This is a genomic window from Enterobacter sp. A8 (genome assembly GCF_004296595.1).
In the GTDB taxonomy this organism is placed as follows: domain Bacteria; phylum Pseudomonadota; class Gammaproteobacteria; order Enterobacterales; family Enterobacteriaceae; genus Enterobacter; species Enterobacter cloacae.
In genome coordinates, this window is record NZ_SCMF01000002.1 from 772,097 (window position 1) to 794,235 (window position 22,139).

General features: G+C 50.9%; 13 protein-coding genes. 1 reads left to right on the top strand and 12 read right to left on the bottom strand.

Annotated features, from left to right (window positions below; genetic code table 11):
- Window positions 1-24: 24 nt before the first annotated feature.
- The 10 genes from EQV24_RS11760 to EQV24_RS11805 all read right to left on the bottom strand — a co-directional run bounded on the left by EQV24_RS11760 (window position 25) and on the right by EQV24_RS11805 (window position 12,861).
- A complete protein-coding gene (locus tag EQV24_RS11760; protein ID WP_029882411.1) occupies window positions 25-1,185 on the bottom strand; it encodes an aminomethyltransferase family protein in 1,161 nt (386 codons plus the stop codon).
- Window positions 1,186-1,214: 29 nt separating this feature from the next.
- Window positions 1,215-1,496 (bottom strand): acyl carrier protein, encoded by a 282-nt coding sequence (locus EQV24_RS11765; RefSeq protein ID WP_013095701.1) that lies wholly within the window; start codon window positions 1,494-1,496, stop codon window positions 1,215-1,217.
- Window positions 1,497-1,517: 21 nt separating this feature from the next.
- Entirely contained in the window at window positions 1,518-2,066 is a 549-nt protein-coding gene (locus EQV24_RS11770) for a 3-hydroxyacyl-ACP dehydratase FabZ family protein (protein ID WP_013095700.1), read from the bottom strand.
- Window positions 2,067-2,069: 3 nt separating this feature from the next.
- Window positions 2,070-2,834, bottom strand: coding sequence for an SDR family NAD(P)-dependent oxidoreductase (locus EQV24_RS11775; protein WP_126347818.1), 765 nt, complete (start codon window positions 2,832-2,834; stop codon window positions 2,070-2,072).
- A gap of 11 nt (window positions 2,835-2,845) precedes the next feature.
- Complete coding sequence (acpS, locus tag EQV24_RS11780; protein ID WP_014830751.1) at window positions 2,846-3,214, bottom strand: holo-ACP synthase; 369 nt, start codon at window positions 3,212-3,214, stop codon at window positions 2,846-2,848.
- A gap of 16 nt (window positions 3,215-3,230) precedes the next feature.
- Complete coding sequence (locus tag EQV24_RS11785; protein ID WP_130626620.1) at window positions 3,231-4,850, bottom strand: ShlB/FhaC/HecB family hemolysin secretion/activation protein; 1,620 nt, start codon at window positions 4,848-4,850, stop codon at window positions 3,231-3,233.
- 87 nt (window positions 4,851-4,937) lie between these two features.
- On the bottom strand, window positions 4,938-8,810 hold the full coding sequence (locus EQV24_RS11790) for a filamentous hemagglutinin N-terminal domain-containing protein (RefSeq protein WP_130626621.1): 3,873 nt from the start codon (window positions 8,808-8,810) through the stop codon (window positions 4,938-4,940).
- 295 nt (window positions 8,811-9,105) lie between these two features.
- Entirely contained in the window at window positions 9,106-11,253 is a 2,148-nt protein-coding gene (locus EQV24_RS11795; protein WP_130626622.1) for a polysaccharide biosynthesis tyrosine autokinase, read from the bottom strand.
- Between the two features lie 17 nt (window positions 11,254-11,270).
- Complete coding sequence (locus EQV24_RS11800; RefSeq protein ID WP_013095697.1) at window positions 11,271-11,720, bottom strand: phosphotyrosine protein phosphatase; 450 nt, start codon at window positions 11,718-11,720, stop codon at window positions 11,271-11,273.
- Window position 11,721: 1 nt separating this feature from the next.
- Window positions 11,722-12,861 carry a polysaccharide export protein gene (locus tag EQV24_RS11805; protein WP_013095696.1) on the bottom strand — a complete coding sequence of 380 codons (1,140 nt, stop codon included), beginning with the start codon at window positions 12,859-12,861 and terminating at the stop codon, window positions 11,722-11,724.
- Window positions 12,862-13,225: 364 nt separating this feature from the next.
- Here EQV24_RS11805 and EQV24_RS11810 point away from each other — a divergent pair, with 364 nt between their 5' ends.
- Complete coding sequence (locus EQV24_RS11810; protein ID WP_029882406.1) at window positions 13,226-13,921, top strand: LuxR C-terminal-related transcriptional regulator; 696 nt, start codon at window positions 13,226-13,228, stop codon at window positions 13,919-13,921.
- Between the two features lie 111 nt (window positions 13,922-14,032).
- On the opposite strand, the gene EQV24_RS11815 is transcribed toward EQV24_RS11810, so the two are convergent.
- Window positions 14,033-14,974 (bottom strand): OmpA family protein, encoded by a 942-nt coding sequence (locus tag EQV24_RS11815; RefSeq protein WP_013095694.1) that lies wholly within the window; start codon window positions 14,972-14,974, stop codon window positions 14,033-14,035.
- A 99-nt stretch (window positions 14,975-15,073) separates the two neighbouring features.
- On the bottom strand, window positions 15,074-22,126 hold the full coding sequence (locus EQV24_RS11820; protein WP_130626623.1) for an Ig-like domain-containing protein: 7,053 nt from the start codon (window positions 22,124-22,126) through the stop codon (window positions 15,074-15,076).
- Window positions 22,127-22,139 lie beyond the last annotated feature (13 nt).

Here is a 22,139-nt window from a genome sequence, read left to right on the forward strand (position 1 = left end):
GCTTCTCGCTGTATCGATTAATAATTACAGTGCGCTTTTCGCTTTAGAGGCATCCACAAAACTGTGTTCAGTTGGATTAACCAGCATGCTCAGGTTATAAATAAATGGCATACCTTTGGTTTTCGCGGCTACCGTTTCAGAGCGCGTTTGAATAGCAAAGCCGCTAATATCAGACCATGCATATTCATTGTCGATCAGCGCCAGGGCAATAAAGCACTGCAGGGCTGGAGAATAGATAGCCTTAGCGACTTTCCCTACCACCTGACCTTCAACCAGTACGTTATCGCCGGATTCAATGCCCGAACATTCGCCCTCGACAATCATGCCGATCACCTTGCGTGCGCCTTCGCGGTGAGAGAGCTCTTCGGCCGCGTCTTTACCTACAAATCCCTCTTTGTCGTACTGCACAGCCCATTGCAACTGCAGCTCTACCGGATTGAGGTTGTACTCAGCCCACAGCGCGTCATCCCAGCCTGGGTTTTCGATACGTACAATTTTCTGGTAGTCCAGCCCACCGGTCTGCAGCAGGTATTTGCCGCCGTGCTCCAGCAGTTGCTGCCACTGATCCAGCAGCTGTTCCTGCTGGCCAATAACCATATAGGCGAATTCCCCGTGTTTACCGCAGCGGAATACCATCAGCTCGTCGTCGGTATTCATGTACTCGTAATAAGGCAGACCAATCACGTCGAAACCGTGGATTTCAGACATCAGCTCCCAGGAGTACGGTCCTTCTACCATGATCGCGCCCCAGTTCTGCTCGCGCATGTCAGCAATTTCAGGGGTTTCCTGGATATCCAGTTCGTCGGCTTTTTCCAGAAGGGCGTTCAGGCCAGCGATAATTTCCGCCGCCGGAATATTCTCGGACATGATGTAATAGCCGTCGGATGAGCAGAGCACATATACATCACCGCGCACCGTACCGTCTTCATTCAGTACCAGCGAGTAGATCCCTTGCTCGTCACGGATAATTGAAACATCGGCAGAGACAAAATAATTCACCAGTGCCCAGGCATCATCACCCATCACGCTGACAATGGACATGTGTGAATAGTCCACCAGCAGGGCATTTTCACGTACGGCTTTATATTCCACCATCGGATCGTGATAGGCAGAAGGAACGTTGGCATTGTTGTAAATGCCCATTTTCGCATTGTTTTTTAAATGAAAATCATAAAGAGACTTCATAACGTGATCCTGTTATTCGCAATGATAAATTAAGCTTTTTTCTTCTGGATGATAAACGTCGCCAGATTGTTGATACTTCTCATATAAGAAGGATCATCGCTTTCGCTCACTTTGATATCGAAAACTTTATCCAGCATGACCACGATTTCCGTTGCATCAACGGAGTCCAGTTTTAAACCATTACCAAACAGGGCGGTATCATCATCAATTTGAGACTCATCGCGCTGAATATTTAAACGCTGAATAATCTCAGTTTTAATTGTCATCAGCACGTCCTTGCGCTGGTCAATTTCGTTTTTCATTGTAGACATGGTTTTAACTCTCTCAGGGGTTTACTTTGTTTCGCGGAAATTAATAATGGTGCCATGGCTAATTAACCGCTTGCCGACGTTAGCCGTCACGGAATAATGCTTAAAGCCATGGGCATCAGAAAATGCCAGCTTGCTGGTCACTTCAATCGAATCACCTGGGTAGGCAATATCTTTAAATTTCAAATTCTGGGCCGCCAGAACACCGCGAACCTGCGCGCGGCGCGTGCGAATGATCTCCCGCATCTCGTCACGCTGAATGAGCGCATGAATATCGCGTAACGATTTCAGTTCCGTGCCGTATGTCTGGTTGTAGATATCGCAAATATCGGTGAGGAACGAGAGATACTCGCTGGCCTGACCAAAAATCTCAGAAATAATAACCCCAGGCATGATCGGATCGTCCGGGAAATGCCCGAGCAAATAGGGCTCGTTGTAGGTGATGTGTTTGGTCACCTTCACAAAGCCATTTTCGCCATATTTGAAGTCATCAATTCTGTCGACCATCAGCAGCGGCTGACGCCAGCCGCCCATTTCCAGAAAGATCTTCGAGGGGATAACGTATTTAGACATAAATCACCGCATCACCAGGCCGCCATCGATAACGATGGTTTGACCCACAATGTAGCTGGAGGCAGTGGAGCCCAGATAAACGACGGTATTGGCAACCTCGTCGCATTTACCCAGACGTCGCAATGGAATAGATGCCGTTACGCCACGCACCACCGTGCGGGATACTTTTTTCACCATTTTGGATTCAATCATCCCCGGCGCGATGGCATTTACGCGCACGCCATACGGCGCCAGTTCAGCCGCCAGCGTGCGGGTGAATCCCAGGATTGCGCCCTTCGACGCGCTGTAGTTCGCCTGCCCGACGCTTGGGATAATGGCCGCAATGGACGCCACATTGATGATGGCCGGGTTTTCTGCGGAGCGCAGCAGCATTAAGGCTTCTTTCGTCAGACGGAAAATGCTGAACAGGTTGGTGTCTACCACCTGGCTGAAGTCATCAAAGCTCATCGAGGCAAACAGGCTGTCTTTTACAATCCCGGCGTTGTTAACCAGCACATCAAGCTTGCCCGCTTCCTCGGTCAGGCGTGAACAGAGTGCAGTGACACTCTGCGCATCGGCGAGATCGCACTGAATGACAGTGAGCTTGCTTCCTGCCGGATGCGTTTCTTTCAGTTCCGTTAATTGCGTGGCATTGGATTTATACAGCGCATAAACATCGCAGTTCTGGTCAAGAAATTTAGCGCAGATCGCCAGGCCAATATCACCACTGGCGCCGGTGACCAGAACCGTCTTTTCCTTAAGATCATTGTATTGATACATAATATTCACAATTAGTTAGGTTAATAAAGTATGACAACGGCTGTCGCATAGTGCTGACAATGCGAAATACTGAGCGAGGCATTCGCCATCTGCTTTTCAATAAGCAGCTCTTTGACTCGCCCAGAGAAAATCAGATGGGGACAACCCAATTCGTCATGGTTTATTTCAATATCCTTAAAGGTGATGCCGTCGCGATATCCACAGCCAAGCGCCTTAACGACCGCCTCTTTTGCGGCCCAGAAACCTGATGCGCGTTCATAGTTAGGATCTTCCCGGTTAATTTTTATATTTTCTTGCGGGGTAAAGACGCGCTGTAAAAAATCGCTTTGCCAGTTTGTTATCGCTCGCTGTATGCGCGAAACTTCCACAATGTCCGTGCCGATACGCATTTATCGTGCTTCCCTTTCAAAGCTGATAAGAAAGATTCAGATTAAAATTAAATTTATTCACGTCCATGCTGCCAGGATATTTAACCGGCATGGAGACTGATGAATCGTACGCCAGGCTTTTCACATTCCCCTGAATACCCAGGGTGCTGCCGACGATAATCTCTTCGCCATAGACACTGTCCCGTCTTATATGACCGGCATCTACGCCAACATAATAATTTGCGTTCATTCCTCGCACCGGGCGATAAAATGTATTTTGCAGGTAGTACCCGCTGTTCCCGGTCAGGCCAATGCTGTTTTCAAACCCGCGCACGCTCCAGCGATCGCCCATCGTCATTTGATCCTGCAGCGTCAGCTCACGCGGTGCGTATTGCGCCAAAAAAAAAGCGCTATAGGCGGTTTGAGAAAATTGTCGGGTATAGCGACTTTCCACATTCACCAGCTGACTGACGGGACTGACATTGCCATACACCATATCCGGCGTTTTTTCGGCGCCGAACCAGGTGACAAAACGCTGCCAGGATACCGTTGAATCCCAGTGTGCATTTGCCAGCTGCTGCGTGTAATTCACGCCAAACCTGACGTTGTCCATGTCACGCTTCTGTAAGACAAGTTCCTCGCCATTAAGGGTATAGCTGGCTTTTCGACGGATCAGCTCGGCATTCCCCGTCACCTTCCGGCTTTTATCCCGGTAGACCGTGCGCGTCGCCTTCACGCTGCCGTACTCACTCTTACCGGCGTAATCCACCGTGGTGTAATAGAGCGGTATCGCCTGACGCGACTTGCTGCTGCTATAAAACAGCGAATAGTTCCAGTAGCCTACCGGCAAGGCATAGTAACCACTTACACTCTGATACTGACCCGTTGTGCTCTTCGTTCCGGCGAGATAAAACAGATCGCTAAACCGGGCGATGTTATAGAGATAGCCCACCACAGAGGTCAGGTGTTCACCTGTCGCTTTATCGCCCCAGTTGTTATAGCTCGCCCGCACGCTCCACTGTTTTTCCCGGTTGGTGCTGATGCGAATGGTGCTATACCCGTGCTTCGTACCCGGCTCGATATTGATCTTCACATCCACGCCGGGTTCTTGCTGCAGGTTTTCCAGACCCTGCTCGATATCGCGAATATTAAGGATGTCCTCCTTCGCAAACGGCAGCATCCATGGATTAATATCATTATGCTCGACAATAATTTTTTCTATTTTCCCCGCATTGACGTCAAGCTTCAGCGTGCCAGACGAAATATTCTGCGAAGGGATCGTAATGCGGGTCGTGATGTAACCGGCATCGATATAAAAATCCTGTAACGCGGCGGCAATTTTCACCACACCGATGCTGCCCACGCAGCGTCCGACGATCTCTTTTTTTATCGCCTTTTCGGTTTTACGTTTCAAAAAATCATTATCAAGAACAAGTGCTTTAAGGGTAAAACAGTTTTTCTCCTCAGATAATTTGTCCAGTCTAAATACTTTACGTTCGGTGCTGGAGAAAACATCCTGCCGATACACCTTGTGTTCTTTGAAAGTATTTAGATCTGCATTTTGCTGCTGTTTAATCAGGGCATTAATATCGTCAACTGCAAACGCTTGAGACGACATTACCAGCAATGACAGTAAAAATTTAAATCGCAGTTCCATTCACTTTCTCAGAAAAAAAGGCAGCAGGGTCTCGTGCTGACTTTGCGCTATCAGACAATAGCTGCTGCCTTTTGTTACACCTTTAGATTACATACCAACAATCGTGCCGGTATTGGTCACTTTATTGGTAATCAGTTCCATACCGTATAAGCCACCAAATACTGCATCCTGACCGCTGTTTGTCACGTTATTCGCAGTGACACCCGCAACGCCATAAGTCAGCATATTGAGGTAGTTATAGATATTCCCTGCTGTTTTCACAGACAGCGTATAATCGCTCACAATATTACCGCGGTTGTTAATGTCGGCACCGGCATTAATCACGATATTCTGTGCAAGGATATTGCCGTTGGCATTATTGGTAACATGACGCTGAGTATCAATTTTCGCGCTGGCCACACCCACGATGTCTTTAAAGTTCTCAACACCGTTCAGGGCATTAATCGCCAGAGCGTTACCTGAAGAGATTGCATTGCGGTTAGTCAGTGCACCTTTCAGGATAGTGAAGTTCAGATCGCCTTTACCGCTGATCCAACCGTAGTTGGTGACGTTGTTATCAACCGTCAGATTGAGATTCTTATCTGACGCGATAACGCCGGTCGCCGTGTTGCTCTCCATGCTGCCATCGCTGTAGTTGTTCAGCGTACCTGCAGTGATGTCCAGGTTGCCTGCACTATAGGTGGTGGCATAGTTGTTATAGAACGTACCGGCCGCTTTGATGATGGCGTCAGCGCCGCTCACCAGCATAGCGCGGGTGTTGTCCAGCGTCCCTTTGGACAGCACGCTCAGCGCACCGTTATCAGCGATGATGCTACTGTTGTTGTTGTAGACGTTTTGACCGGAAACCGCGACACCTTCACGGCCAATCATGCCACCCACATCGCCCGTCACACCGAAGGTTTCGCCATGATTACGTACGAAGTTGTTACCGTCACGGTTTTCAACATTCCCTGCCGCGTTCACGGAGAGCTTTTTGTCCGCCACGATCATCGCAGTGTTGTTGTAAACCGCACCTTTTGACTCGACGGTGACATTCTTACCGGCAATCAGACCGTTGTTGTTATCAACGGTGTTGGCAGCCAGTGTGATATCACCCGTCTGAGAAAGGACGGAACCACGGTTGCTGTCGAAATACCCCGTCAGCGCCAGATCGATATTGCCGTAAGCGGCAACCCGACCGTAGTCGTTGTTCAGACGGTTCGCTTTCAGCGCAATATCGCTACCGGACAGGAGCTGGCCGTAGTAGTTATCTACGGTGCCACCCGCATTGATAGTGATATCGCCAGTCTCAGAGCTGATTTCGCCGCGGCTGTTGCTCACATTCCCGGCCGCTGTCAGCGTGACATCACCCACCGCTTTGATTTTACGCGAGGCGTTATCAATGTTATTGGCACTTAACGCAATGTCGCCATAGCTGATCATATACAGATCGTTATAGATATTGCCTTTAGCGCTCATCGCCAGGCTGCTGTCAGCCACGATATTGCCACGGTTGTTAATATCATAGACCGCAGAGATCGTGACCTTATCACCCACCATATTGCTGTTGGAGTTGTTGGTCACACCACGCTGGCTGTTCACCACCAGATGCTCGCCCGCGGCGATATCTTTCAGGTTTTCAACCCCGGTCTGTGCAGACACGGTCAGAGACTTCTCAGCGGAGAGCGTATTACGGTTAGTTAAAGAACCGTTCAGAATATTGAGAATGGCATCACCGAGGCTGCTGATCCAGCCATAGTTGGTGAAGCTGTTCTTCACATTCATGGTCAGTTTTTTATCTGCCGCGATAACGCCAGTCGCGTTGTTATCTTCCAGCGCACCGTTGCTGTAGTTGCTCACGCTGTTCGCATCAATCAGCAGGTCGCCCATACTGTAGATGGTTGCGTAGTTGTTCGTCAGGGTGCTTCCCGCTTTGATGGAGGCATCCCCGCCGCTGACCAGCAACGAACGCGCGTTATCAATGCTGCCTCGTGCCTGCATTGTAAGCGGGCCATTTTCAGCAATGATGCGGCTTTCGCCGTTATAGATATAGTTCCCGGACAGCGAGACACCTTCTTTACCAACCATACCGCCGTTCTGCTGCGGCATGCCGAAGTAGGTACCAAACGTGGATCCGAAATCGATACCGTAACGGTTTTCGATGTTATCGCCTGCAGTGACGCTCAATACCTTACTGGCAACGATGAACGCGGTGTTGTTGTTCACCCCTGCGTTGGCATTAATGGTGACGTTTTGTCCCATAATGAAGCCACCGCGGTTGTTCAGGGCATTCGATGCCAGGGCAACATCCCCTTCTTCAGAGCTGAAGACGCCGATGTAGTTGGTGATGTTTCCACCCACTGCGGCACTCACACCGGTACGACCCGCAACACCGCCGTTGTCGTTACGCATAGAGGCCGCTTTGGCAATAACCTTGCTGTTTGAGTTCAGTTTGCCCGAGTAGTTATCAATCGCGCCGGCACTTTCAAGGGAGATATCGCCATTTGACGCCATCTGCCCGCCGTTGTTATTGATGCTGTTCGCGGCAATCTGCACGCCCTTCTCAGCGATAATGCCTAACGAGTCATTACTGGCCGTGTCGGCGGTTTTGGTCGCGCCGTTGTTAATCGTACCTTTCGCGGCAATCTTGGTGAAACCGCCCGCAGAACGGATCATGCCCCGGTTGTTATCGACGTTACCGCCGCTCACCACGTTCACATCGCCCAGGGAGTCGACTAAACCGCTGTTGTTGTTCACAGCAGCAGATTCAAGACCCACATACCCGCCCTTGATCTGGCCGTTGCTATTATTCAGGGTACCGGTTTTTAACGCCACGATACCGGCTTCAATACCGACAGTATTCCCTTTACCGTAGTTGGTTAAGGTGTTGCCGTTGGTATCCGCAGCCAGCATGCCTGCCGCCGCCATTTTGCCGTTGGTGTTATCAATGGCGCCGCTATTAACATAGAGGTCTCCCATTGTCGAAATGTTGCCTGAACGGCTGTTGTTGAGGCTGTTTTTATTGGTGTCCAGCGCGATGGTACCCACAGAGGTAATATCCCCGGTGACGTTGCTCAGTGCGCCGTTGGTTTTAATATTGATCTGACCAGAGGACTCAATGCGCGCAGTGTTGTTCAGCAACTGACCGTTAGCGTCAATATTTACGCCGTTGATGCCACCCGCAATAATGCCCTGGTTACGCACGCCGACACCGCTTTCGGTGCTGACGAGGTTAATCTTATTGGCATACATACCGCCCAGTGCAGCAACGTCAATGCTGTTGGCATTACGCGTTCCGGCTGCGGTTACTGAACCGGTCACCTGACCTGCAGCGTTAACGTAGTTATTACCGGCGACAACGTTCAGCTCGTTAGCTGTCACTTTATCGGTCACGACAACATTGCGAGACAAAATTTCCGTCGGGCTGGCGTTATTCAGTTTACCCAGCGTAATGGTGCCACCGTTAACAGAATAACCGGCTAACTGATCGTTCTGAATATCCGGCGTACCGGTTGTCAGGGTCAGTTTACTGGTGTTAATGGAGCCGCCACCGTTAACGGTAATACCGTTCGGGTTAGCAATAATTAAATCGGCTTTATCGCCAGCCACTTCCATCATGCCGTTAATCGCAGAGGCATTTTTAGACGTGACTTCGTTCAGGATGACTTTCGCCGTCCCGGACGTCAGATTGCTGTTCCCCTGAATCTTACCCGCCAGAACGGTATTTGATTCAGTCATGCTGTTATTGAAGATAAGCCCATTCTTATCAACGTTTAAGTTGTCATACACATTATGAGAAAGCCCCTTATCGTTGGCTTTATTAATGTTAATGACAGGCACATTCCCGGCAGTATAAACCACGCCGTTCTTGATGTTGATCTCTGCTGAGTGCGCAACAATTGGCAGAGCGAGTAGCACAGAAGCGGCAACAGGATGCCACTTCAACTCGAGTTGAAAGACTTTATTTTTATTACTATTCATTTAATCGACTCTTTATTTCGGAATCATTACATTTTTTCAAAATATAACATCACCACTCTAAATAACTACTTCACATCCGTTGATTACTGTTTATCCCCCTTGTGGTTCCCTGATGGTTCATTAATTTAGATTTTAAGAGCATTCCTTGGTATTAATTCTGGCATTTTTATCTGGAATTGGCATTCAGACTGCATTACATAACGGGAACTTTTAACCAGGAACAAGTCAACAGGCATTAGGAATATTACACATTCCCGGCCTGTCAAGACTTATTCCTTAAAAGAAGAGAGATGAATTACTCCTGGTATGAGTAATCGCCATAGCTATAGGTGGCCGAAGCGCGTTTTTCAACGCCGTTGAATATGACCCCCTGGATGGCAATCCCGTTTTGATTGAATCGACGCAGCCCCGCTTCCACCTCCTGGACCGAGTTCTGTTCGAACCTGACGACCATCAGAGACGTTGAGGCAAATCGGCCAATAATCGCGGCATCCGTAACGCTCAGAATTGGCGGTGTATCGAGAAGAATGACATCGTATTGCGCTGAACAGGCGTCAACGAGTGTCTGGAATTTCTCCGTCATAAACAGCTCGGCGGGGTTATTGACCATTCTTCCCCGGCCAATGAAATCGACGCCCTGGTACTCTGTCTCTTCTATCACCTGGGACACCGCCGCATTCGCAGAGAGATAATCGGCAAGCCCGGCATGGCCTTCCGTCTGGGAGAAGATGCTGTGCAAATATCCCCTTCTCAGATCGCAATCAATCAGCAGCACCCGTGAACCGGCCTGCGCCATCAGCACCGCAAGGTTTGAACTGACGAAGGATTTACCCACCCCCGGAGAGGTGCCTGAAATCATTAATATTTTATTTTCTGACTTCAGCATGGCGAAATGAAGGCTGGTCCGCAGCCCTCTTATCGCTTCGACCGCCAGCGAGGTTGGCGACGATTTCACTAACAGCTCATCAGACTGATAGGTGGTAATCGCCCGGCAGCGTCTGCTCTTTGTCAGTTCAGGTGCCAGCGGTACGACGGCGTGGACAGGGATGCCCCGTTTTTCCAGCTCCGCGGGTTGTTTGATCCCTTTAATTAACATGTTGCGTAGCAGAATCACACCGGAGGCGAACAGGAAGCCCAACAGCGCCGACAGGATGACAATCAACGTTTTTTTCGGTTTAATCGGCTTATGCTGCGTGACGGCATTGTCAATAATGCGAACATTGCCCAGCGTGCTGGCCTTATTGATATTGAGTTCATGCTGCTTATTCAACAGCACCATATAGATATCATTTCCCATCTGCACATCACGGGTCATGCTCAAAATTTCTTGCTGAGTCCGCGGCATCGTACTGATACGTTGATTGAGCTTCTCTTTCTCTTCCTGCAGTACCGCACGTTTTTCTGACAGCGCTTTATAAGCCGGATGCGAACGTTTATAGAGCTTTGATATTTCAGCTTCTTTAAAGGTTAATTCATTCAGTTGGGTATCAATGGACACCACATTGTCTAAAATGAATTTCGCTTCAAGGGATAAATCCACCGACTCGTTATTCTTTCTGAAATCATTGAGTTTCGTTTCTGCCGTCACCAGATTGTTTTTGATTTGCAGTAATTGTTCGTTCACAAAGGCCAGACTCTTGCTGGCCTCTTCTGACTTACGCTCAACGTCCTGGGCAAGATAATTGTGGCTGATGGTTTCAAGGATTTTGCTGATCATGACCGGATCGGTGCCGGTCATGCTCAGATGCAGCATCCCATTGCCACCGGATTTTCCATCCACGACGATATTGTTTTTGATCTCATCAATTACCGAATATTCATTGTGCTTACGTAAAATGAACACGGTGTCCTGGGTCAGTTCGGCACGTTCAATCATAAAATCAATGCCGTGCGCGTGAAGAGGAACCCCCACTTTACCGTGTAAAACGGCCTCGCCGACCTGCAGGGTGTACTCACCCGCAGCAGTTATCGTCAGGATCAACGCTTCGTTCAGGAACTCCTCGGGCACAGTTAAGGTTGAAACCTCAATGTTACCCGTGGGTTTACCAAGCAGGCGCAGGAGCAGGCCATTCGCAAATGGATAGCGTTTTTCAGTCACGGAGATATCCAGCCCCAGATCGCGCACGGTTTTACCGATCACCATCCGCGATTTAATTAACGAAATTTCAGATTCTGAAGCGACCCCGGAACCTTCAGGCAGCATCGTAGAGAGCTTATTCAACAGCCCCGTAGATGCATTTCTCTCAACCTGAATTAACGCATCACTTTTATAGACCGGCGCTAAGGTGTAAGCAATAACAATGCCGAAAGCGATAAACAGTAATGTCGTCGCCGCTATCCAGACCTTACTGTAATATAAGACTTTGAGGAGTTGAACGATGTCAATATCCTCCTGCCGCGGAACATTATCGGTTTGCGAATTGCTAATCTGTTTGTCAAACATGCTCTAATCAGCCCTGATTATTTAACCTGCTGGAAAACCTTGACCCATTCTTCGGCAGCGGAAAAAAGTTGTTGAAAAATAACACCTGAGATATCTCGACCCCGACGATAAGGATCAGGAATTTCCATTTGCTGGAGCCAATATCCGAATAAAAATGTCTTTCCCCGGGCTTCCATTGCCAGGCGGGTCACGGCTTCAATATGGTTTTGCTCCATGGCCAGAATCAAATCATATTCACGACACATCAGCGGTGTAAGTTGTTTGGCACAATGACCCTCTAACGAAAGGCCATTCTCACGTGCAGTGTTAACCATTACGGGATCTGCCGCTTCACCCGTTAACGCAGCAATCCCGGCGGAATCTACGATCATATTGGGCAAGCGTGAACGCAAAATGCGTTCCCCTACCGGGGAACGACAAATATTGCCTGTGCAGACGACAAGAATGGACTGATACCTGCCATTCATATCAATTACTCCAGTTTCTGATGAAGCGCGTCGTTTCAGTCAGGCTGTAGACACCACTAATGGTTGGCATTAATTGATTAATGACTCTGTTCCAGCGCGCAATCGGTGCGGTCGTCACATACACAATATCGTACGGCTTGAGCCTGAATTCGGTGCCAAGCACCAGCGCCGTCGCATCCCTGGCATCAAGCTGATAAATATTTGCCTGTTTTCCCTTTGACGCATCCGGTTTGTTTTCCGAACGGATCACAAAAATACCGCTGGCATCACTGGTTAATTGATTCATGCCCTCCGCATTACCCAACGCTTCGGTCAGCGTCATGCCTGAGCGATCCATTTTCATGGTGGTTTGCTTCACCACATCGCCCATAACAAAGACTTTTAAATCATCATTACGCGGGATATACAGAATATCGCCGGAATAGAGCAACCTGTTCTGCTGCAGATCGCCATACTGCATAAGCGCTTGCAGCGAAATGATTGATTTTTTACCCCCCTGGGTTAAAACAGCATTCCCCCAGTCTGCGTTTTCAGTCAGCCCACCCGCCAGATTAACCGCATCAATGATGGTCAATGGAACGTTAGTGATGGGCTGCTGCCCGGACTGATTAACTTCACCAGAGACATACACTTTCTGAGAGCGAAACGCGGCAATCCCCACATCGACCTGTGGGGACTCAATGTATTTCGCCAGATGTTCGGTAATCAGCTCTCTGACTTCAGTGACCGTTTTATCCTTAACATGGATTTTCCCGATGTACGGATAAAAAATAGTGCCGTCTGAATGGACCCAGTTTCCCGTATCGCTGGCGCTACGATACTGGCCAGACGGGGTGGTAAGCTCAGGATGTTCCCACACCGTGACCATAATGATGTCACCAACCCCAATACGGTACTCATACGCTTCGAGTCGTTTATTCAGCTCCGCATTGGCGTGGGCGACTACGACGTTTTCACGTAATTTCTCAATCAGCGCCGGCGTAACGGGGTAAACATTCACCTTTACGTCATTGATATTATCGGGGTCGGGCGTTTCGACAACCGTTTTTCCGTCGGTATCAATATGGCTTCCGGGGGTTATCTGACACCCTGCCAGTAAAAATAGCGTGGTGAAAATAAACAGAGCTGGCAATTTTCTCATACTTTTCTTTATGCCATTTCGGTGAAATGACATTTCCTTATAATTAATCAATCACCCATGGCGGTGCAGAGAGAATGAAGCGTGGCATTCCACAATTGATTAAATGATAAACCTTAAAAGTATGCATATCCTGTAGACGTGGAGTAATCCTAACCCCTGACATCACTTTCTTATTATTAATATAGAAAGCGGTCCAATCATCAGGCACGTAAACAATTCCCATTTATGCGAAGACTATTCTCACATATTAACTCTGAGACATCGTGTAAAATGAAAATATATACATACCGTATCATAAGATCGTTAGCATGCAAATCTTACACCAAAAAGAGGCGTGCAGAATACATTAACCAAAGGGATAAAAATGGATACGTCGCGGGTCATATTATCAAGATGTCATTTCAGCAACATCGGATTGCGCCATTTACTTTCCAATACGTTCAAAAAAGAAGAGATTCTCTCTTTTTATAATCAGCACCATTTTCATGACTGGGTAAAAGGTATGAAAAAAGATAGTTTTTTTACCTTGTACCTGGTGCTTCCTGACTCTATTTATAGCAACATCATCTACTTTCAGTGGCTTATCTCACTAAAACAGAAAACAAACCTCCACGCCATTGAAGAGATCATCATCGCTTACCACTCGGATATCTTTCCGGAGCTTTTCGCCTGCATTTGCTCGCATTACAAACATCGTCTCGTGAATATCAATAATCTGACCAACGATGAAATCGTCAGGAAAATGCATACCCAGCGTCACCCCAGCAAAAGCGGGATCGTCAAAAAACATATCGAACTGACGCATATGGAGTTCTGTGTCCTGAAGTTAATGATCTCAGGCTACACGATTGATGACATCAGTACCTTATATAACATCAAACCCAAAACCACCTATACCTACAGCAACAGCATAATGAAACAGTTGGGGTTTAACTCTTTAAAGAAAATCTATTCCTGCGGCGAAATCATTAAATCCTCGATTGACCATGACATAATCAGAGAAAAGAAAAAGTACTACAGCATTGCCCACATTAAGATGTACGAACCACAAACTGCTTAATCCCTCACCGCCTCTAACACGTCCCCCGTGTCTCCATAACACCGTCAAATTATTCACAAAAAAAAATACGGAAAGCGTCTCCGCAATCCGTATTTTTGTATCGATGCTGACTTAGTGGCTTTTCACTAAAATTTCTACGCGGCGGCTATTGACGTTACATCCTGCCGCTTGCTGGCTGGCAGAGGTACCGCAGCCTTCAGCGCTTTGTGCTATTCCTTTGCCCGTCGTGTTATTGATCAGCTCCGGTTTAATCCCTTTCTCGATCAGCAATGAACGAACGGTATCGGCACGTGCTTCAGACAGGCGCTGGTTAGCCTCACGGCTACCAATTGCGTCGGTATAACCCACAATCTGGATCTCACTGACGTTATTCGCCTTTTTGGTGAATTTCACCACCTCGTCCAGCTTATTGCGGGATTCAGCAAAAATCCCTGCCGCATTACTTGCCGCAAAGCGGAACAGGACTTGCTCCTGAATAAGCACCACACCGCTGTTATTAATGTAATCACAGGTTTTTACCTGCGATGCACGGTTAATAATTTTGGTCTGTTTATGCATCTTACTCAACAGGGCTTCAGCCCGGGAACGCTCTTCCAGGGCCGCCGTATTTCCTGACGTACCTGGATTAACCTGAATAAAATAGGTTTGCGCACTCTCGGCATTGAGCTGTTGCAGAGGATTTTGTTTCCCCTGATAAGCAGGGTGATCGTTGAACCAGGACTCCACCGCATGCGCGCCTGGCGCGGCGCACAGGACGGTAAATTGCCCCGGCAGCAGTACCGACTGCAGCTCGCGGTCGACGTAAATCGTCGCGGGCACGCTCCCCTCAGGGTAATAAACCACAATTTGTGCCAGTTCCGGTGTCACATCCGCAACCGGACGGTAAGGCTGTGGTGCCGTCTTCCCTGAAGTGGTTTTGACGTCTTCCGGTATATCGATGACGTGCTTCACTCGTTCTGCCGAATATGCAGTGCTGGATATCAATATGCTGAGCGCGGCAGTAATCGCACACGCCAGGTTTATTTTTTTAAACTTATTAAGGGTTACTTTCATTTATCAAATTCCCGATTAACCCAGTGAATGACTGTGTAACAACGATTGGTAGATGCGTGCAGAAAGCCCGCCATCCGAAGATGGCGGGTATTTACTGGGTTACATCATGATTTGGTTATTCTGTAGCAGCGTCACCAAATCCGTTTGCACGTCAGCCAGCGTGACAACCTGCGTAAATCCATGCTGTCCGCCCTGACCGTCACGGTCGATACTGATCACGGTATCACTACCCACAACTTCCACCTTGACGTAGTCAAGTACGCCGCGGGAGGAGTAATCCAGCTCCAGTTTTCCTTCGTCTTCGAAGAAGGAGATAGAACCTTTGTAGTCAAGCAGTTCACTCATATCGAGCAGATCTGCATCACTATCTTTCACCAGATTACCCACCTTAAAGCCGTGGATCGTGTCATGACCATTGCCACCGGTGCTGTCGTTGCTCAGACCTGCCAACACCTTGTACATCAGCGTATCGTTACCGCCGTTGACCAGGTAGAAGGCGTCATTGCCACCACGTCCTTCAAACACGTTATTCGCGGAGTTATCCGTAAACGTATCTTGCTGACTGGAACCTACGAGACCCTCGATGTTGAGGAGCTGATCGGTGCCGTTACCGGTTGCAGTGCCTGTCCACAGGTTCGCGTTGATCGCAGTGGTTGAACGGCTGTAGTCAACAACGTCCATACCGGCAGTTTCGCTCCAGACCGGATTACCGCTCACAATCTGGTTCCAGCCGCCGCCACCGTTGTAGGTGTCGTTGCCTGCAGAACCGAAGAAGGTGTCGTTATAGCCCGTCCCGATGATCCCGTTGTTTCCGGAGGTGTTGTTCGCCGCATTGCTGCTTTCCGCCGTCAGTACGTAAGAGTCATGGGCTTTACCTGTTGTCAGGCCCCCCCAGCTCTCATTTACCGTACCGTTGGTGTACCCACCAATGCTGCTCGTTGCGCCAACGTGATCCGCTTTACCATCGGTAATGCGCAGCATCTGCACGGAGTAAACTTCATTCGGATCCAGCCCGAAGAAGCTCACCAGACCCATACTGTTGCTGGAACCAGAGGACTGCGGGTTAATCAACTGGGTTGCCACAAGCTCGCCCGCTGAGTTGTATAACTTCACGGTGTTGCTGTAGAAGGTATTGATGCCGTTGCCGTCAACAATACGGATCTGCAGGCTCGTGCCGTCCGCCGCGATATTGGTGTTTTTCACCAGCATCGTGCGTCCCGCGTCGTCTCTTGCCACGACATCAGCATCTGCTCCAGAGCGGTACAGCACCAGGTCCATCGAACCGTCCCAGTCATAGTCGAGTGCGACGGCACCCGTCATGTTGTTGAACGTCGTGCTACCTGTCAGGCTGACTTTATTGGCGCCCCAGTTGTTACTACCGGTATTGGTATACAACATCGGCGAGCCAGTCACGCCAGAGCGTGGCACTTCGATGATGTCCATCTTACCGTCGTGGTTCCAGTCCACTGCCAGCGACGTGCCGCCATCAACGTTATCGCCAAACCACTGCGCCTGGCTGTCCGTTGCATTGAGCTTACCGGTACCATCGTTCAGATAGATACGGCTCTCGTCGCTGTTACTGCCCCCCTTCGAACCACGGCTCAGGAACAGATCCAGCCAACCATCGTTGTTGTAATCCGCATAGGTCATGGAGATAGACAAGTTACCGTAGTCTTCATGGCCATCGTCACGGAACACGTTCGCGTAGTAGCCAACTTCACCGAAGTTGGTGTTCGACGTCCCGGTAGTCTGGTTATACAAGATACCCAGACCGCGGGAGTTGTTGCCGACGAGGTTGCCAGCGCCGTTGTAGTCAATATGTGCCGTAATATCTACAGTACCGTTGTTATCGATATCCACAGCCCCGACTTCGTGCAGCACACTCAGCGACGTTGGCAATGCCCCGCCAGGATGTCCGTCAGAGAAGCCGGAGTTGTCCTCGTAACTCAGCGTGCCCTGCGTATTTTTGATGAACGAAATGGAGTCTGCTTCGGAGTCACCCAGCACAAAGTCCAGATAGCCATCACCTTCACGGTCATAGGAAATCACGCCGCCGAGGTGGTTCAGGGTGCCCTGATCCAGCGCCTTCGCGGAGTAACTACCGTCCGCGTTCTGCAGCCAGTAGGCGGTACGACCCGCGTTACCATAGCTACTGACCTGCGACATCACGTCGGCATAACCATCACGGTTAATGTCCGCAAAGGCTGCCGAGTTGATATAGCGACTGTAGGACGCGTCATCGACGTTATAGCCTGCACCATTTCCGGTGGACGGTTGCGCAAGGTACGTTGAATCGTAGTCTTCACGCGTGACAGCGTCATAGACACGTCCGGCGTTAGCGGTTGTTGTACCTGACGTGCCGCGAGCACTCTGGAAGAATGACCACAAACCGTCCTGACTGATGGTCACCGCAGCGGCGTTCAGACCGCGGCTATCCGCATCGGTCGTCCCCCCCCAGGTTTGTTCAATCAGCGTACTGCCGCCACCTTCGGTGACACCTGTACTGGTGCTGGCGCTCATGCTTGAGCGGTTACCCGCTTCATCCCAGACCACAAAGGCCAGGTTATGTGCGCCAGAAGGCAGTGACGTATTCAGACTCCAGGAGCCGTCAGCGTTAGCCTTCACGAAGCCAATGACCTGATCCAGACCTTCCTGATATGTCCCGTTGTTGTTGACGTCACTCACCAGCGAGACAATCGCCCCCGCTTCAACACGACCGTATTGACCGCTGGAGAAGGTAAACGAATCTCCTGTGGTGGTGTGCTGCGGCACATCTGGCGCCCCGGTAATACCGTTCGGAGAATCCAGATCGATAACCACGTTGTAGCTATCCGCAAACTTCGTGTTCGTACCTGGGTTGCCCGCAACGTCAATCACCTGCAGCTTGAAGCTGTGAGTGGTGCTTGCTGTCGCTTCCGGCAGTACATAGCTCCAGCTCTGGCCGTTGAGTGCCAGCGTTTGCCAGGTTTTGCCGTTATCCAGGGAGATCTGCAGATGCTCACCCGCCTGTAGCGCCGCGCTCAGGTTACCGCTGATGGTCACCGTACGGTCACGGGTAACCATGTCGCTGTTAGTTGCTGTCGCAGCATGGCTGAAGTGATCACCGGTCGTCAGACCATGGCTGGTATCGGTGGTGACTTTGGTGGTCGTAGACAGACCATTCATGTCACTGCCGCCTGTTGCCACCTGCAGCGCCTGAGAATCAGTGCTGCCAACGTTACCGGCGTTATCCACCACGCGAGCCTGAATGGTGTAAGCACCATCATTCAGCGGCGTGTTCTGCATATCCACAGTCCAGGATGTACTGGTCACCGTTGAGGCACGCGTCCAGGTTGCACCGTTGTCGAGGCTAATCTCAACCCATTCGTCCGCCTGCAGGGCTTTCGTCAGCTGACCGTTAATCAACAGCGTGTTATCGCTGGTGATGAAGTCAGTATCTGATGCCCCCCGGTCTTCTGAAATAGAGCTGATATTGATAACCGCGTCAGACACGGTGGTATCGACAACAATCGTCCAGGTGTTGCTCGGCGTGCTGATGTTGCCAGCCGCATCCGTGGAGGTTGCCACCAGATTCCAGGTGCCTTCAGTCAGCTTGTTCGCGTCAGTGATCTGCAGCGTCCACAGGCCCGTCGTGCTATCGGCAACGGCGGTACCCAGCAGGATACGCGTGGTCGCATCCACCTGATGGTACACATTGACCGTGCTTCCCTTCTCCGCCGTACCGGTGATTTCCGGCGTGGTGTCGTTGGTAGGCTTGCCGTGAGCAACGGAACCTTGAACAGGGTTCACATCATCCAGCACGTTTGTGATAACCGGCGCAACAGGCGCAACCGTGTCCACCACCAGATCGAAGTCAATCGGGGTGAGCGGGTTATTTGACGGATCGGTCCCGGTAATACGCAGCGTATGCGCGCCATCACTCAGGCTGCTCAGCGGCGTGAATTCCCAGTCACCGTTGGCATCTGCTTTCACCGTGCCAAGCTGAACGCCACCGACGTCAGTGATGATAATGGTGCTGCCTGCCGTCGCCTTACCAACCAGCTGTACCTGGCTGTCGTTGGTGACTTCACCCTCGCGAAGCACGCGTGAGCCGCCCGTTTCCTGGACATCATCCACCACCTGCAGCAGTTGCAGATAGCTTGCGCCCGTGGAGACGTTAACGGTGATATCGTCAACGATCGCGCTCGCGTTACCCGCCGGATCCGTTACCTGGGTCGCAAACTGGTGTTCACCATCTGCTAATGGCGTGGTTGGCGTGTACTGCCAGCTACCATCAGTGTTAGTCACAACAACTGAACCAATCGCCTGGCCGTTATCGTAGATAGTGACCGTGCTACCCTGCTCTGCTTTACCCGTGAAGGTCGGTTTGTTGTCGTCGGTGGTCATACCGTCGGTTAACTGACCTTTCCAGGCCCCCTGATCGTCAGCCACCTGTAAACCGGAAACCGGATTTGGTGCTGTTGAGTCAATAGTGAGGGTGAACGAACCACTACGATCGCTCTCCTGACCCGCGCTGTTGGTATTGGTCACCGTAAAGATATAGTTACCATCAGCCAGCGCTGGTGATGGCGTAAAGCTCCAGGTGCCATCGCTGTTCAGCGTTGTTTTACCCACAACCTGACTACCGTTGTAGATGGTGATGGTATCGCCTGCAACACCATCCGCAGTCCCTTTCAGGGTCGGCGTGTCATCTTTGGTCAACGCATTGTCGGCCAGATTGATAACAGTTGTGCCAGTATCATCCAGGACGTTAACAATCGCTGGCGCATTCGGGGTGTCAGACATAATGACGTCATAGCTGTCAGCCGGTTTCGCCACGTTGCCAACACTATCGGTTTCCGTCACGGTCAGTTTGTTGATTGAATCACCGTAAAGAGACTCAGATGGCGTCAGTTCCCATTTGCCATTCTGATCCACTTTGGTCGTGCCCAACACTTTCGTGTTGCCGTCTTTGTCGGTGGTATAGACGGTAATGACGTTGCCCGTTTCAGCACCAGAGCCACGGATCACCGGACGTGAGTCATCCAGTACCCCGCCATCTGCAACAATACCCTGAACGTTACCCACGTTATCCGTTACGGAATCAATGGTCACTTTGCTCGCATCCGGCGCGGTGTAGTCGGTAGTCAGAATAAAGTCCGCAGACTTGTCACTGACGTTGCCGGCTTCATCCGTGGCCGTCACGTAGAAGGTGTTTTTGCCTTCCGGTAACTTGCTGCCCGGTTTGAAGTTCCATGCCCCGTTGCTGTTCGCGGTGACTGAACCCAGCAGGGTGCCGTCAACGGTGTAAATATTGACGGTGCTGCCCGCTTCAGCCGTACCGTGCAGGATTGGCTGCGGATCGTCAGTGACATCGTTGCTGTTCAGATCGTCCTTGATCGTTCCCACCTGATCTTCCGCGTAATCGATACTCGGACGGTTCGGTGCTTTACTGTCAATTTCGAAGCTGAAGGTGCTGGAGGTATCCTCGTTACCCGTCAGATCTTTCGCGATTGCCGTAATGTTGTGTACACCATCGCCCAGATCGCTGGTAGGCGTAAATACCCAGTTGCCACTGGCATCGGCCTTGACGCTGCCCAACACCACGTTGCCATCCATGATGGTGACAGTGCTGCCTGCTTTCGCCTTACCGATGATTTCCGGACGCGCGTCGTCAGTGACGTCGTTCGCCTTCAGTTCACCCGTGACGCTGCCTTTATCATCCATTACGCGGACGATGGTGACCGGAACGCTGGAGGTATCAAGCGTGACGGTGACTCCGGCATTTTCAGCCCCCAGGTTGCCTGCTGAATCTTCAGCACGCGCGGTGAAGGTGTATTCTCCATCCACCAGAGAACCGGTGGTGTAAGTCCAGTTACCGTTCGCGTCTGCAATCGCAGTACCGTTTTCCTGGCCGTTCACATAGATGTGAACAACGCTGCCTGGCTCTGCTTTACCGCTGATCGTCGGTGTCGCATCGTCAGTGGTATCGCCATTGGACAATGTACCGGTCTTCGGACCTTCGTTATCGCTCACGATAAAGCCAGTGACCTCACCCGGCGCGCTGGTATCGACCGTGATTGGGAAGCCGCCAGTCTGCGGGCTTACCTGACCAATGTCGTTAATCGCTTCCGCGACAAACGTATGAACGCCGTCCGCCAGTTTCGGCGTATTGAAGCTCCATTTACCCTGGGCATCGGCCTTGGTTTCACCCAGCAGGGTGGTACCGTTCGGGCCGCCATAAATGCGAACCGTGACACCGGCTTCAGCCGTACCCGTCAACAACAGGGTGTTGTCGTTGGTTGTCGCATCCTTTTGTAATGGGCCGGTATGCGGCGCAACATCATCTTCCACACTGCTCAGGGTCGGTGGCAGCGGCTGACCGCCAGCATCGATCTGAATAATGTATTCTGGTGATGCCGCCGTGGTGTTACCCACGCTGTCGGTCTCTTTCACCGTCAGGTTGTACGTCCCATCAGGCAGGGCTTTCGTGACCTGAAGTTCCCAGGTGCCGTCAGCCTGTACTTTCGCGGTGCCGATCACCTTGTCGCCGTTGTAGACGGTGATGGTGTTGCCCGGCTCTGCGCCCGTACCCTTGATCAACGGCGTGTTATCGTCCGTCTTACCACCCGAAGCAATCGATCCGGTGACGGAACCAAAATCATCCACCACATCGGTAATGCTCACTTTGCTCACATCAGGCGCGGTGTAGTCCAGGGTCAGGACGAAGTCGTCCGATGCCACACTGGTGTTGCCCGCCTTGTCGGTGGCCGTCACGTGGAAGCGGTGCTCGCCTTCCGGCAGTTTCGCCACCGGTGAGAAGCTCCAGGTGCCGTCGGCCTTCGCCGTCACTTCGCCCAGCAGGCCGTTCTGATCGTAGATCTTCACGGTGCTGCCCGCTTCCGCCTTGCCGCTCAGGGTCGGGGTCGGATCGTCGGTGGTGCCGCCGTTCGCCAGGTTACCCTGCACGCTGCCCACGTCGTCCAGCGCCGCGTCGATGGTCGGTTTCACCGGTGCATCGGTGTCGATGGTCACGGTCCAGCTGCTGCTGCTCGATTCATTGCCCATCGGGTCCTTCGCCGTGGCGGTGAAGGTGTGGTCCCCGCGGCCCAGGTCCACGCTCGGCGTGAAGCTCCAGGTGCCGTCCGCGCCCGCGGTGGTGGTGCCCAGCACGTTGCTGCCGTCC

Bases quoted from the DNA above. Each gene is read 5' to 3' on its own strand.
- EQV24_RS11785 (WP_130626620.1), bottom strand. From the start codon at position 4,850: ATGGAACTGCGATTTAAATTTTTACTGTCATTGCTGGTAATGTCGTCT.
- EQV24_RS11765 (WP_013095701.1), bottom strand. From the start codon at position 1,496: ATGTCTACAATGAAAAACGAAATTGACCAGCGCAAGGACGTGCTGATG.
- EQV24_RS11800 (WP_013095697.1), bottom strand. From the start codon at position 11,720: ATGAATGGCAGGTATCAGTCCATTCTTGTCGTCTGCACAGGCAATATT.
- EQV24_RS11815 (WP_013095694.1), bottom strand. From the start codon at position 14,974: ATGAAAGTAACCCTTAATAAGTTTAAAAAAATAAACCTGGCGTGTGCG.
- EQV24_RS11805 (WP_013095696.1), bottom strand. From the start codon at position 12,861: ATGAGAAAATTGCCAGCTCTGTTTATTTTCACCACGCTATTTTTACTG.
- EQV24_RS11795 (WP_130626622.1), bottom strand. From the start codon at position 11,253: ATGTTTGACAAACAGATTAGCAATTCGCAAACCGATAATGTTCCGCGG.
- EQV24_RS11760 (WP_029882411.1), bottom strand. From the start codon at position 1,185: ATGAAGTCTCTTTATGATTTTCATTTAAAAAACAATGCGAAAATGGGC.
- EQV24_RS11790 (WP_130626621.1), bottom strand. From the start codon at position 8,810: ATGAATAGTAATAAAAATAAAGTCTTTCAACTCGAGTTGAAGTGGCAT.
- EQV24_RS11810 (WP_029882406.1), top strand. From the start codon at position 13,226: ATGGATACGTCGCGGGTCATATTATCAAGATGTCATTTCAGCAACATC.
- acpS (WP_014830751.1), bottom strand. From the start codon at position 3,214: ATGCGTATCGGCACGGACATTGTGGAAGTTTCGCGCATACAGCGAGCG.
- EQV24_RS11770 (WP_013095700.1), bottom strand. From the start codon at position 2,066: ATGTCTAAATACGTTATCCCCTCGAAGATCTTTCTGGAAATGGGCGGC.